The organism is Affinundibacterium danionis (genome assembly GCF_042432465.1).
GTDB lineage: Bacteria > Pseudomonadota > Gammaproteobacteria > Burkholderiales > Burkholderiaceae_D > Undibacterium > Undibacterium danionis.
This window is the reverse complement of the sequence record NZ_JBHLXJ010000007.1, coordinates 225,725-239,743: the sequence shown is the minus strand read 5'-3', so window position 1 is coordinate 239,743 and position 14,019 is coordinate 225,725. Positions and strand designations below refer to the sequence as shown.

The following is a 14,019-nucleotide window of genomic DNA, read 5'->3' as shown; positions in this document are numbered from 1 at the left end:
TCCAGATTTGGCCTTAGCTCAGCTATGATATCTCCAATATGCTCAGATTCAGGCTCAGATTCAGCACTATATTCATAAGCAAACCATGCCGGAGATATCATGGCACTCTTTGATCATCTTATCGTTATCTTGATGTTAGTCGCGATTAGCGGCTTTTTTTCCATGTCAGAAATAGCCTTAGCTGCCGCGCGTAAGGTTAAATTGCAGATTCTTGAAGCCGATGGTGACGGACGCGCCAGCAGAGTGCTAGCTCTGCAACAAGAACCAGGGCATTTCTTCACCGTGGTACAAATCGCTTTAAATGCAATTGCCATTCTAGGTGGTATCTTGGGTGAACAATCACTAACGCCCTACTTCGCCAAAGTATTTCATTCGCTGCTTGGCGATGCAAGCTGGATCGACAGCTTGAGTTTTATGAGTTCATTTATTTTTGTTACATCGATCTTTATTCTATTTGCCGATCTGATGCCGAAAAAACTCGCTATGGTGGCACCGGAAAGCGTGGCCATGTTTGTGGTCGCTCCCGTACAACTTTGCGTCAAATTGTTTAAACCTTTGGTCTGGCTTTTTAATGGTTTATCGAATTTACTTTTCACGACTTTCAATCTGCCGACCGAGCGCGATGACCAAATCACTTCAGACGAAATTCATGCTGTCGTTAATGCGGGTGCCGAAGCCGGCATTTTGCAAACCCGCGAACACGACATGATAGGCAATGTATTTGAACTAGAAAGTCGCACCGTTCCCTCTGCCATGTCACAACGCGACAGCATTGTGTATTTGAGTTTACAAGACAACGAGGAAAGCATACGGCAAAAAATCGCCGAGCATCCACATACCAAATTCTTAGTCTGCGATGGTCAGATTGATAAAGTCGTTGGTTATGTAGAATCCAAAGACATACTCAAGCGCATCTTAACCAATCAAGCTTTTTCTAAAGTTCAAGAGTTGTCGCTGCGCACCGCCTTAGTGGTACCCGATTCCCTCACTTTATCGGAAATGCTAGAACAATTTAAGGCAACCCGTGAAGACTTTGCAGTGATCTTGAATGAATATGCCTTAGTCGTCGGCATCATCACCTTAAACGATGTTTTGAGTACCTTAATGGATGGCATGGTGCATCCTTACCTTGAAGATCAAATCGTCAGACGTGATGATAATTCCTGGCTTATCGACGGAGCAACCACGATAGAAGATGTGTGCCGCGCTCTGGATATCGACGATTTACCAGAAAGTGGCAACTACGAAACCATCGCAGGCTTCATGATGACCATGTTAAGAAAAATCCCTAAGCGTACCGATTTTGTGATGGTCGGTGATTACAAATTTGAGGTCGTGGATATTGATCAATTCCGTATTGATCAGTTACTAGTCGTAAAAAAGAGCAGTCTAGAGGCCAAGAATTAGCGCCTATTGGGAGCACGATGAGCACGGTGAACGATGCTATTGCCAAGCGAGGTCAACTGCCTTGATTATCACAATCTACTGTAAACAGAAAACGCGTCAGGCATAATTCTCTGACGCGTTGTTGCTTCACCTCTGCAATTTAGTTTCTTACTTCACTTTTTTCGCTGGCATATTTTGCCCGCCTTGAGTCAAAATCAATTGCGTGATTTTGCCATCGGCAGCTTTTTCAAATTTCAATTGCGCACCGACATCCGGCGCACTAAATGTGTCAGCACTGACCGGCACAATATTGACAATACCTTGACCGGTCGCTTGAGTAATAAATTGGTTTCCTTCGCGACGCACATTCAATATGAAATTAGGATTGAGTGCGTAGTCACCCACAAACACATCAAACTGTTCTGCACTCATCACAAACGCTTTAGGCGCTTCTGGTACAGCTTCACTGAGCTTAGGATGCGCAACCGAAGTACCCTGTTGATACACGACGAGATCGCTCACTTCGCCTTTAGCATTCTTATTAAATTCAACCCGCAACAAAGAATTATTGTCTTTGAAAAAACCATTTTGTGAATAGGCTTGCAAAACGGTTTTTGGACCATTGGTGCGCGTCATAACTAATTTGTCCCCTTCGCGCACTACGATACGGCGATTATTATCATCGATACGATATACGCCGACATATTGATCCAGCGTTTTCTCGTCAATCGCTACCGCTTTAAATTCGGGAATCGGTTTGCCAATGGCGCTGGCGGCTAATCGCGTTGCCACCATCTCGGGTTGCGCTAAACCGCCATCCGCATTCGTCAACACAGCGACGTAAACTTTGTCTTTAGGCAGGCTCAAAGCAAACGTAGAGAAACCCGGGATGCCGCCACCGTGAGAGCGCATTACTTGCGACTCAAATTGACCTATACCCCAACCATAACCGTAATTGGTGTCCTGCCCGTTTTTTAATTTGTAAGACGTGAACGCCCGTTTCCAATTCGCCGCGCTCAATAATTTGCCTGCGCTCACAGCAGCATCCCATTTCGCCAAATCATCAACGTTAGAAGTCAAAGATCCTGCCGCATAAGGTTGGGTCATACTAATTTTCATACTAGGCTCAAATTCACCAGTACGCTGCGAATAACCAGCAGCACGCGCTTGTTGGCTACGTTCATAGCCCTCGTAGGCGGTGTTTTTCATCCCTAGCGGTGTGAACAAATGCTTTTCCACATACTTGGCATAAGGCTCACCGCTTACTTTTTCTATGATGGCACCCAGCAAAAAATAGCCCGAATTATTGTATTTGTACGCAGTGCCTGGCTCGAACTCTACAGCATCATTTCTAAAGCTATCGACCATTTCCTGCACGCTGATATCTTTACCTGCACCCGCCACAAAATTCGGTTTACCGGTATAACTTGGGATACCCGAAGTGTGCGTCAACAAATGTTCCACCGTAATCGCTTTGCCGCTGGCCGGATAATCTGGAAAGAATTTGGTGATAGGATCATTCAGCGCAATTTTGCCTTGATCAACCAATTGCAAAATTGCGACCGATGTGAATTGTTTCGTGATCGATCCCAAGCGCATAACATGATCGGGCTGCAGAAGTTCTTTGCTACTGAGATTGGCCAAACCATAGGCCTTACGCAACAAAATTTTACCGTCCTTCACCACAATGATGGTGGCACCTGGTTGGTTCATCTTGTAATAATTTGCCGCGATTTGATCTAATTGCTGAGTCATATTGACCGCGGAGACTGGCGCAGTCGCGCTTGGTTTATGGCTGTCTTGCGCCAAGCTCACTAGAGACTGCAAAGATAAGAGCGTAGCGAGGGCGATCGGTGTTAAAGCTAGGGCGCTGAAGATGGGTTTCATATTTGTCCTTAATTGTCCATGTGTTAAAGCTGCTAATACATTTTTACTGATCCGCTTACAGAGAAGTGATCCATTTGGAACGCACGCGCACAATATCGCAACTGCGCGCGTCGCCTTTAGCATTTGCGATCAAACGTAAAATTTGCAGGTTAAAAGGGGCTTATGTAGGTATTAAGATTGAGTTCTCTTTATAACTCACCTGCTACACCGCTTTTAAACCATACATCAAGAAAGCCAGCGATCGACCTATTTTCACTGCGGATTCCCTTTCTTTTGCTCAACTAAAAATAATTGCATCCGATTCTTCTCTCCCTTCGTATATGGATTAGCAAAGCAGTTTTTGCGCTGTTATTACTTGCTACTCGATACTTGCTACTTACCATTTACTTTTGGGACTTAATATGAAAAACACAATTCGCTTACTGACTTCTAGTTCTTTACTCATTTCATTAATTGCCTGCGGAACCGCCATGAAGGCACCGATGGTCGATCCCGCAATTACCGTGCCCAACGGCCATCAATTAGTCATGTCGGCACTTGGGAGTGGCGAATTAACTTATGAGTGTAAAGCAAAAGCTGCAATGCCTAATACGTTTGAATGGAGCTTTGTCGGCCCTGTCGCAAACTTAACGGATAAGAATGGCATCGTGGTTGGAAAATATTATGGCGGTCCGACGTGGGAATCGAATGACGGCAGTAAGGTCACGGGAAAACAGTTAGCAGTCGTACCGGGTAATCCAGGCTCAATTCCATTGCAATTAGTGAAAACGAACGGCGGCACAGGAACGGGGGCTATGAGCGATATCAGCTACATCCAGCGTCTCAACACTGTAGGCGGAATTGCCCCAACAGACAGCTGCTCCAGCGACAATTTGGGCGCTAAGAAAATGGTCAAATACCAAGCTGATTATTTATTCTACAAGCCTAATTAAGTCAACTCGTCGCAAATTCAGACCGTAATACCAGTCTCAAAATTGGTATTACGGGCAAAAATTAGGCATACCAAAAAAACAAATAATGTGCCATGACGATACAAGCTTGCCACAAAATATTGCAAGTTTATTGCATGTTTTTACGTTCACAGAGATACTCGCAGATGGCATTTTTTAACTCTTTTTTTACCCTCTTTTGCAGGCATGCACAAAACTCTAGTTGTTTTATCTGGCTTACTGTTAGCTTTTGGCCTATCCGCTGTTATGCCGGAGGCACAAGCACAGACGCAAGTAAAATTGTTTTTGCCTGAAAATCTTGATAGTAAGGGCAACCAAATCCCGCCTGATAATAATCTATTAGAAATCCTCGCCTACTTTGAACGTAAAGCCAATGTGCGTTTCGAGAAATTAATCTTGCCTTGGAAACGAGCACAAGTGGAAGCCCTGCAAGGGAATGGCATCGTTTTTGGCTTATCACCCACACCAGAACGCTTGAAACTCTACCAATACTCACAGGCAGTGACGAAACAAACCGTCTGGGGTATTACCTATGGCAAACCGAAACCGAGTATTAAATCGCTGGAAGATCTGCGCGGAAAAATAGTCAACATCGGACGTGGCTATAGCTATGGAAGCACATTCGAAGAAGCGCGAAATGTGGTGTTCAAGGTGCAAGAAGATGGTTTGTTTAATAGCACACGTCTCAATAAGCTCATCAGCAAAAGTAACGATCTGATTTTATGGCCAGTTCGCCAGTTTAAAGAAGCGCGTGAAGTTGAAAAGTACGTGAACCGACTTTTCAATGAACACTCTGGCGCGCAAGGTGTGCACTTTGAGGTATCAGACCAACCGATTTTCTATGATACCGAGCACTTTGCGACAAAAAAAGGGCAGTATGACGACATCATTGCCAAACTCGACCGTGCCCTAAAAGAAGGCAACAAGAATGGCACACTTGCTAAATTAATCAAAGCCTACCACTAATACGCTCTCCTCTACCATCTTCCCTTCTATTACTATCAAGTCAGGGCATTAGATTCAGTGTTAAACATAATGATTTTTTGTCCGTTTGCATCATGAGGCCCAAGGAGGACTAGCTCCTCACCAACGATACGAAAATTCACAAAAAATTACTGATTACAGATTAGCTTAAGCTGCTCTATATTTTATTGTTTCAGAACCGCATTTCATAATTCAAACGCACATTTAATTTCGATGGATTGTAATTCTGACGTAGTGTACTGCCCTGTTCATCCGTGTACTCGCTCTCTGAATAGGCGGTCTGACGAATCACATTATTCATCGACAAGCGCAGGTTCGACATGGTGTCAAATTTCCACAGCGCATAAGTTTCTAAACTACGATTAACCCGTCCATAATTGACTTGATTCGCCGAAATACGCACCAGACCCGCATTTTGAAATGCAAAGCCCGCCCCCACCGTCAAAGGCAAAGCGTCCGGTTTGTAATCTAGTCCAACATTGGCACGCACTGGGACTTGCGAATCCAAACGATTATTCGGTCCAGGCACAGTATCAATCGTTGAATGATTCATGGCCGCATTCATACGGAAATCGAGCGCTGGCGCATGCTCCATCCATAAACGCATAGGAAATTTAGCTTCTAACTCCAGCCCCTTGGTCTGCGCATGCCCGCCATTAACAGGCATACTCACCCACAAATTATCCTGCTGAAACAAACGATTTAAAGTGATACCACTGATACGACGTAAGAAAAAATTAGCACTAAAAACACCACCACCATCAACAAAATGCTCATACCCTAAATCAAAACCCGTCGCTAGTTCAGGCTGCAAATTAGGATTAGCGAGACCATCGGGGCTGGTGGCTGAATTATTCGTCGAATAATAACGGCGATGCACCAGATCCCAAGAATTCACGCCTTTGTAGGTACGAGATAAAGCAAAACGAATTTGTTGATTCGGATGATCGGGGATTTTGTATAAGGTTTGAAAAATCGGACTTAACACGGCAGAACGATTATGCACATTGTCTAGGCTGTTACCGCGACCATCCATCGTGATCGACTCCCAACGCAAACCCAGATACACCGACAATTGTTTGTCCAAGGTCCATTCATCTTGCGCGTATAAAGAGGTGCGGGCGATTTTGAACTCGACGTCTTCTTGTAAATTAATTGGACTAATCACCTCATTCATCGCGGTCGTTCCACGCGTCAAATTATTACTACTCTGCCAGCGCGATGCCAACTCCCATCCGGCCGAAATGGTATGATCCTCAATAAACGGAGCATTGTATTTTCCGCTGTGGGTCCAGCCACGATTAAACGATTCGGTATCCACATGACGATCAAACAAAGCCGTTTCATTGACATCACGTCCAACACTACGTCCCGTCGATTTTGAATGCCAATAATGTGTGCCTGCACGTAGTTCTAATTTGGCACTATCGCCCAGTTTATGGGTCCAACTGAAGTTGTTATTCCAACTTTGCGACTCGTTAGTCGTGTCGTAATCTTCCGTAGGAAAACGGTAAGCGACACCGGCCAAGCTGTTGGTCTTGCCACGATTACTGCCCTCGTTTTCATTAAAATTAATGAAGGCATTAAAACTGAGAATATCTTCATTATCCAAAGTCCAATTCAAACGCGGTGCTGAAGAGACTGAGCGATTGCGATTATCATTAGCTGAAGAATTAGTGCGCAACTGGGTCAGCTCACCTTGACTATCCGTTTTGCGGGTCAAACTTTGATTATCAGGATTATTAAAACGTCCCACATTCAAATTCAAGGGAACGCTATACGAAAACTGCTCGACTTTATCCGACAATTGAAAACTGCTATACAAACCGCTAGGTAAATCACCTCTTTGAAAATAGCCTAATTTAAACTGACGCTGGGTCATCGAGATCGAGCGTTTCAAAATGATATTGATGGTACCGGCAACCGCTTGCGCACTAAATTCAGCGCTGGCAGAACGCACTATTTCTATGCGCTCTATCAAATCGGGTGCCAGACTTTCGATGGAAAAACCTGGGGGACTAGGCTCACCATTTAACAAAACTTGCGTATAGCCTGCACCCAAGCCGCGCATACGAATTGCACCACCAACGACACTGACGCTGGGTAAGCGTTTTAAAACGTCAGTAATCTCAGTATCACCAAAACGAGCGATCTCCTCCTGTGTCACCACGATCTTGCTGGCGGTATCAAAACGACGTGCGTCGTATTCTCGATTCCCTTTTACCTGGACTTTTTGGGTTTGGTTATCGGTGGCTTTAGTCTGAGCTGTAGTCTGAGCTGGAGTCACTACGGCAGTCGCTTTAGGCAGCTCTTTCTTTTGCGTATCAAGTGATTTTTGCGTACTTTGCGCGGTATTCTCAAGTGTATTTGCCGCAAAATTTGCTGCAAGATCGGCGCTGCCCTGCGCTGAACTCACACTAGGAAACGCGAGCGCCAGGGCACTAACCATCAAAGAAACAGGAAAAGAAATTTTTAACATAATAGATAAAACTTAAACAATTGACTAACTAGCTGAATGCCTGGTGCGGCTTGTTAGCGTGAACAGGAACTTGTATTGCGGGTTCTGACTGCTGCTCTGCACAAAAGTTCATCGCAATTGATAAATATTGTTCTGCAATCCTTACTCCCCCAATGCAAAAGCGAACAACCACAAGCATAGACAAGCAAGGGCGAGATTTTTCCTCTACACTTATTGGCTTTCCTTGTGCTTACCACTCGTCTTCTTGGAGCCCTACTCTCATGACGCAACTTTTCTACTCTCCCGGTACCGCCTGCCTCGCGCCACATTTTTTATTGGAAGAACTGGGTCTGCCTTATGAACTGGTCTTGGTCGACACCAGTAAACAAGAGCATCAGCAAGAAGCCTATTTACGGCTCAATCCCAAAGGAAAAATCCCACTCTTAATTGATACGACTGAGGGAGCTGAGGAAGTAGACAAAGGCATGTTCTATTTAACAGAAAGCGCTGCGATCTGCTTATATCTGGCGGACAAATACGCTACGCAACAAAATGCCTCACACTTTTGCCCACCGTTGGCTAGCCTAGAACGCGCGCGGCTATACCAATGGATGATGTATTTCTCGAATACTTTACAAGCTGAATTACTCAGCTATTTTTATCCTGAACGATTGGCAGATAATGCACAGACAGCCGAACAAATTAAGCAGCATGCCGAACAAAGAGTGGCCGAGATGTTGAGTTATATTGATGCCGAGTTAGCGCAATCGGAAGGAGATTTTTTTCTGGGAAAATCTTTATCGATCGCAGATTTATTTCTCTTCATGCTCTGCCGCTGGACTCGTAATATGCACAAGCCCGCGCGCACCTATAAGCACTTAGCTCCGTACTTGGCACGCTTAGTTGAACGTCCAGCGATTAAAAATAGTTTTGCGCAAGAAGGCCTTGTCCATCCACTTTATTGAATGTTGAATTTTTATGTGCGTCAACTACACGCCTAGTCGCAAAGATCAGATGGTAAAAAAATTCTTTGCTATAGATAAAACTGGTAGCGACAGAGCTAACAACGAATGGGAGCCAGAAGCATGGCAAGACTATGCCGCCCCATTCATTACCCATGATGGCTTACGGCGACGCCAAGCATTGCGCGGCAACTATGGTTTTATCCCAAAGTCTAAGCTCCCTAAGGGAAAACGCTTCAGCACCATGAATGCGCGGGCCGAAACCATAGGCGAATTAACTAGCTACGCACGCGCTTGGCGCGCCGGTCAACGTTGTCTTATTCCATTGCAAAATTTCTTTGAACCCAATTACGAAAGTGGCGCGTCCGTACGCTGGCAAATCGGCGTCAACACTAGCACTGATTTTGCCGTCGCGGGTTTGTATAGAATTTGGGATGAGGAAGACGGTCAACAAAGTTTTTCCTTCACCCAAATTACGATTAATGCCGACGAACATCCTCTCATATCGCGTTTTCAGCAACCGGGGGACGAGAAACGTGGATTGGTGATTATTCCAGAGCAGGACTATGACGATTGGCTAGATTGCAGCAATCCTGAGATGGCCAGAGCGTTTCTGCAACTCTATCCGGCTGACGCCATGTGGGCCAAAGCAGCGCCGCTGCCAAAACGCATTAGCAAGAAATCTTCAAATGCAGAGCCTTCACTACCATTACTACCATCACTACCAATACAAACTAGTTTGTTTTAGCACGGAGGCTACTTCCTGATTTTTGAAGATTTTCACCGCATCGCTAACTTGGCGAATTATTGACTTATCGAAAATACAGCTTTATTTTCCAAATATTGCCAAAAATTACTTTTAGCTAATTGCAAATAATTAGCAAATCGTCTAACTTGTCTCCCCTCGATGTCTTTTAAAGGAATTACACTGTGAAACTTATTACGCTCCTCATGTTAAGTGCTGGCATTTTGACGCCTGGCCTCGCTTTTTCTGCTGATCCTGCTGGCGAAGTAAAAAATGAAGCGAAATCCGCAATGACGAAATCGGCGCAAGCTGCGCCTGTCAAAGTCACTTCCGTAGAAGGCATCACCGAATACAAATTAGCCAACGGTATGCGCGTAGTGTTATTCCCAGATGCGAGCAAACCGACTATCACCACCAATATCATTTACATGGTCGGTTCCCGCCATGAAAACTACGGTGAAACCGGTATGGCGCATTTATTGGAACATTTATTGTTCAAACCTAGCGCTAACTTCGGTATCAAAAAAGGCACAAAATCGCCAGTGGAAGTGTTGAACTCCACCGGTGCTGATTTTAACGGTACCACTTGGTATGACCGAACTAATTACTATGCGACTTTCCCAGCGAATCAAGACAATTTACGTCAGATGTTGGCGATGGAAGCAGACCGCATGTTAAATGCCGCGATCGATCAAAACGATTTGTGGAATCCAAAAACGCAAAAAGGTGAAATGACCGTCGTTCGCAATGAATTTGAAATCGGCGAAAGTGATCCTATTGGCGTGACAACAGAACGCATCCAAGCGGTTGCTTACGACTGGCACAACTACGGCAAATCAACTATCGGCGCACGCTCTGATATCGAACAAGTTAACATTCCACGTCTGCGCGCTTTCTACAAAAAATACTATCAGCCAGACAATGCGATTTTGATGGTCGCTGGTAAATTTGATGAAGCTGCAATCCTGAAACAAGTTAACGAATTATTTGGTCGCATTCCAAAACCAAGTCGCGTAATCGAGCCTACCTACACTGCTGAACCGACACAAGATGGCGAACGCTCGGTAACAGTACGTCGTACGGGAGGAACACAATTCGTCGGTGCTGGCTATCATATGGCACCATCGGCGCATGCTGATTCTAATGTCCTCGGATTATTGTCTGACATCTTGACTAGCGCACCTAGCGGTCGTTTGCATAAAGCCTTGGTTGAAACCAAATTGGCCACCGCGGTCAACTACAACACCGTCAGCAATTTAGAACCAAGCTACGGCATCTTTGGTGCCATCGTGCCAAAAGAAAGCAATCTGGACGCAGCACAAGACGCTTTGTTGAAAGTTTTAGAAAACGTAAAAGCACAACCGATCACGCAAGAAGAATTAGATCGCGCCAAACAGAACGCGAGAAAACACATACAACTTGCCTTGAATGACACGGCTAAACTCACGATTGCTTTGACCGAGTCCATGGCAGCAGGCGACTGGCGTTTATTTTTCTTAGAGCGTGATCAATTAGAAAAAGTCACCTTAAAAGACGTACAAGCAGCCGCTGAGAAATACTTAAAAACCACCAACCGCACGCTGGGTCGTTTCATCCCCACCGAAACCGCTGACCGTACCGAAGTACCAAGTACACCTAACGTGGCGTCTTTGGTAAAAGATTACAAAGGTCAGGCAGTTGTCGCCCAAGGTGAAGCGTTTGATCCTAGTCCAGACAACATCGAAGCACGCACCCAACGTTCCGCTTTGCCTAACGGCATGAAGTTAGCTTTGTTAGCGAAGAAAACCAAAGGCGCGACCGTCAGTGTCAATCTGCGTCTGCGTTTGGGCACAGAAGCGAGCTTGCAAGGTAAGGCGGAAGTCGGTCAATTTACCGCAGGTTTGTTAAACAGAGGTACAGAACGTCTGAAGCGCCAAGAGATCAAAGACAGTTTTGATAAATTGAACGCACAAGTGGCGATCAGCGGCGGCGCAGAAGGTGTGACGGCCAGCATCACCACCACCCGTGACAACTTGGCTGCGGCTTTAGATTTATTAGCGGAAGTATTGAAAAAACCAAGCTTCCCAACTAGTGAATTTGAAGAATTCAAATTAGCCCTTGCTGGTCGTATTGAACAATCCATGCCTGAGCCTCAAGCGCAAGCTAGTAACGCAATGGGACGCTTAACCGATGAAACGCCAGCAGGTCATGTACGTCATGTCAATACCTTGCCTGACCAAGTAGCAGCGATTAAAGCAGTCAAATTGGAAGACGTCAAAGCCTTCCACCAAAACTACTATGGCACTGAAAGTGCAACCTTCTCAGCCGTTGGTGATTTCGATACCAATGCTTTGAAAACGCAACTGAATAATTTGTTCGGCAACTGGAAAGCAAAACAAAGCTATACACGCATTCCACGTAATATGAAGGCAATTGCAGGTCAAAAAATCACCTTGGACACACCAGATAAAGCCAGCAGTTTCTTGTTAGCGGTGCATCCAATTGCGATCAAAGATGATGCAGAAGCTTATCCAGCATTGTTAATGGCAAATCATATGTTGGGCGGTGGTGCTTTACGCAGTCGCTTGGCTGATCGTATTCGTCAAAAAGAAGGTCTGTCCTATGGCGTTGGTTCTTTCCTCAACGTGCCTAGCCAAGATCCAGTCGCATTGTGGGCAGCATATGCTTTAAGTGCGCCGCAAAATACAGCCAAAGTAGAAGCTGCTTTGCGTGAAGAAGTACAAAAAGCACTGAGCGAAGGCTTTACTGATGCAGAATTGATCGAAGCGAAAAAAGGTTGGAAACAATCGGAAGAAGTCGGTCGTACTCAAGATGCAGGATTAGCTGGACAATTAGCAGGCTACCTCGCAATCAACCGTACTATGAGCTACGACAAAGCTTTTGAAGCAAAAGTGGCAGCGCTCACTGTAGCGCAAGTCAACGACGCCTTACGAAAATTGTTAAAAGCCGATGCGATCTCCGTCATTATCGCTGGGGATCAATCTAAAGTTGGTAAGTGATCTTATAGTCAAAAAAACTGCTGACTCTCAGGCTTAGTGTTTGCTTTAGAGCCAGCCTGAGTGCTCGTTTTAGTAGCACAAATATAAAGGTGAAATTCAGCAATGAATTTCACCTTTTTTCATTTAATTTTCGTCCGTATTTTTTTGTCTCAGATCAAGCAAATCCAAAGCAGTCCTCGTAGCGTGATTAAGAATCTTTTAAACTCATCCTACGGAGACCTATGCACAAGCTACTGCGCAACCGAATTTTGAATCTGCGATGCTCGCTGTGCTCTAGCACAGGTGCGCTTCTTGATCCAAACTTCGGCCGCTCGTAACGTTTGTGCAGAGGTCTCCTACCTACATTTTCACAAGCAATCAGAGGACGAGAGAGGACGATATGACATCAACATTCACCAACAATAGCACTTCATTTGCAAATACAGCAGCAGCGACAACCGCAAGGACAGAGCAAAAAGAGATCGAAAAAAACCAAGCGACAAAAGAATCTGAATCCAACACTCCATCAGTTAAAACAGAAAAAACCGGTTCTACTTGCTGCGGCTTCTGTGACAGCAAAGCGTCTTAGTAAGAATCAAGGCGCGGATGCAAAATAGGCATAAAGGCGTAAAATGTCGCTTTATCTCATTCGTCTATGCAATCCATGTTTCCAGTTATTCCCGCTATTCCCGCTATTCCATCCATATCGCGCCTTAGCTTCATTCTTATTTCTCTATTTTTACTCAGCACTAGTCAAGCACAAGCACAAAAAGAAAATAAGGATAACAAAGCTGGTAACAAATCAGCGCCAGTCACCTTCACCCTTTTTGCCGCTGGTGATATCGCGGATTGCCGGAAAAAACCTGCCGAACAAACTATGGCAGCACAAACCGCTCAGTTAATAGAGCAGGGTTTAGTACAAGATAAAAATGCCTATGCAGTTAGCTTAGGGGATAATACCTATCCTATCGGCAAACCAAGTGAATTCAGCGATTGTTACGAAAAGACTTGGGGTAAATTCAAAACGCGCACTCTGCCCTCGCCGGGCAACCACGACTATGGCGTACCACTGGCGCAAGGCTACTACAATTATTTTGACGAATTGGCAGGTAGCGAGCGACGCGGCTATTACAAAAAAGTGCTGGGTAACTGGCTGCTACTTTCCCTAAATAGCAATATCAAACAACAAGCCATGCGCGATCAAATCACCTGGCTAAAAAACGAGCTCAAAGAAAAACAAAATAGTTGCGTACTGGCGTTTTGGCATCATCCGGTTTTCTCATCAGGTGGTCATGGCGATACAGCGATCATGCAAGAAGCTTGGCAACTGTTGGCAGATGCGGGTGCAGATATTGTTTTGGCCAGCCACGATCATAACTACGAACGCTTCACACCGCTCGATAAAAATGGACGACGTCACGACAAAGGGATACGCAGTTTTGTGGTCGGTACTGGCGGTGCCAAACTGACTCCCATGTTTTTCCCAAAGAGTATCAGCGACATTCGTCAAAACGAAGTTCACGGCGTTTTAAAGCTGCAATTGCACGCCAATAGCTACGATTGGGAATTCCTCGCAACTCCCGGCACCATTGCTTCAGGTTTTAGTGATAAAGGACATAGCACCTGCCATTGATTTCGCAAGACCACTTACACCTGAAGCTACACCAAA

Annotated in this window: 10 protein-coding genes; 8 read left to right on the top strand and 2 right to left on the bottom strand. The window is 45.2% G+C overall.

Annotation, left to right across the window (positions count from 1 at the left end; all coding sequences use genetic code 11):
- The first annotated feature begins 99 nt into the window (after nucleotides 1–99).
- Nucleotides 100–1,407: a polyamine export protein PaeA gene (paeA, locus tag ACFFJH_RS06775; protein ID WP_390211153.1), complete on the top strand. Its 1,308-nt coding sequence runs from the start codon at nucleotides 100–102 to the stop codon at nucleotides 1,405–1,407.
- A 147-nt stretch (nucleotides 1,408–1,554) separates the two neighbouring features.
- Here the strand turns inward: paeA and ACFFJH_RS06770 are convergent, their stop codons facing one another.
- Nucleotides 1,555–3,273: a serine hydrolase gene (locus tag ACFFJH_RS06770; protein WP_390211152.1), complete on the bottom strand. Its 1,719-nt coding sequence runs from the start codon at nucleotides 3,271–3,273 to the stop codon at nucleotides 1,555–1,557.
- A 401-nt stretch (nucleotides 3,274–3,674) separates the two neighbouring features.
- Between ACFFJH_RS06770 and ACFFJH_RS06765 the strand changes: the two genes are divergently transcribed.
- Together ACFFJH_RS06765 and ACFFJH_RS06760 are read left to right on the top strand one after the other, a co-directional pair.
- Nucleotides 3,675–4,205, top strand: a complete 531-nt coding sequence (locus tag ACFFJH_RS06765; RefSeq protein WP_390211151.1) for a DUF3455 domain-containing protein — start codon at nucleotides 3,675–3,677, stop codon at nucleotides 4,203–4,205.
- 204 nt (nucleotides 4,206–4,409) lie between these two features.
- Nucleotides 4,410–5,189 carry a substrate-binding periplasmic protein gene (locus ACFFJH_RS06760; protein ID WP_390211150.1) on the top strand — a complete coding sequence of 260 codons (780 nt, stop codon included), beginning with the start codon at nucleotides 4,410–4,412 and terminating at the stop codon, nucleotides 5,187–5,189.
- A 190-nt stretch (nucleotides 5,190–5,379) separates the two neighbouring features.
- Here ACFFJH_RS06760 and ACFFJH_RS06755 read toward each other — a convergent pair whose 3' ends face one another.
- Nucleotides 5,380–7,686, bottom strand: coding sequence for a TonB-dependent receptor plug domain-containing protein (locus tag ACFFJH_RS06755; RefSeq protein WP_390211149.1), 2,307 nt, complete (start codon nucleotides 7,684–7,686; stop codon nucleotides 5,380–5,382).
- Nucleotides 7,687–7,946: 260 nt separating this feature from the next.
- On the opposite strand from ACFFJH_RS06755, the gene ACFFJH_RS06750 reads away from it, so the two are divergent.
- From ACFFJH_RS06750 to ACFFJH_RS06730, 5 genes are all read left to right on the top strand, one after another.
- Nucleotides 7,947–8,630, top strand: coding sequence for a glutathione S-transferase family protein (locus ACFFJH_RS06750; protein ID WP_390211147.1), 684 nt, complete (start codon nucleotides 7,947–7,949; stop codon nucleotides 8,628–8,630).
- Between the two features lie 13 nt (nucleotides 8,631–8,643).
- Nucleotides 8,644–9,375 (top strand): SOS response-associated peptidase family protein, encoded by a 732-nt coding sequence (locus tag ACFFJH_RS06745; protein ID WP_390211146.1) that lies wholly within the window; start codon nucleotides 8,644–8,646, stop codon nucleotides 9,373–9,375.
- A gap of 182 nt (nucleotides 9,376–9,557) precedes the next feature.
- Nucleotides 9,558–12,371 (top strand): M16 family metallopeptidase, encoded by a 2,814-nt coding sequence (locus ACFFJH_RS06740; RefSeq protein WP_390211145.1) that lies wholly within the window; start codon nucleotides 9,558–9,560, stop codon nucleotides 12,369–12,371.
- 379 nt (nucleotides 12,372–12,750) lie between these two features.
- Nucleotides 12,751–12,939 (top strand): hypothetical protein, encoded by a 189-nt coding sequence (locus ACFFJH_RS06735; protein WP_390211143.1) that lies wholly within the window; start codon nucleotides 12,751–12,753, stop codon nucleotides 12,937–12,939.
- Nucleotides 12,940–13,014: 75 nt separating this feature from the next.
- Entirely contained in the window at nucleotides 13,015–13,983 is a 969-nt protein-coding gene (locus tag ACFFJH_RS06730; protein ID WP_390211142.1) for a metallophosphoesterase family protein, read from the top strand.
- Nucleotides 13,984–14,019: the final 36 nt, after the last annotated feature.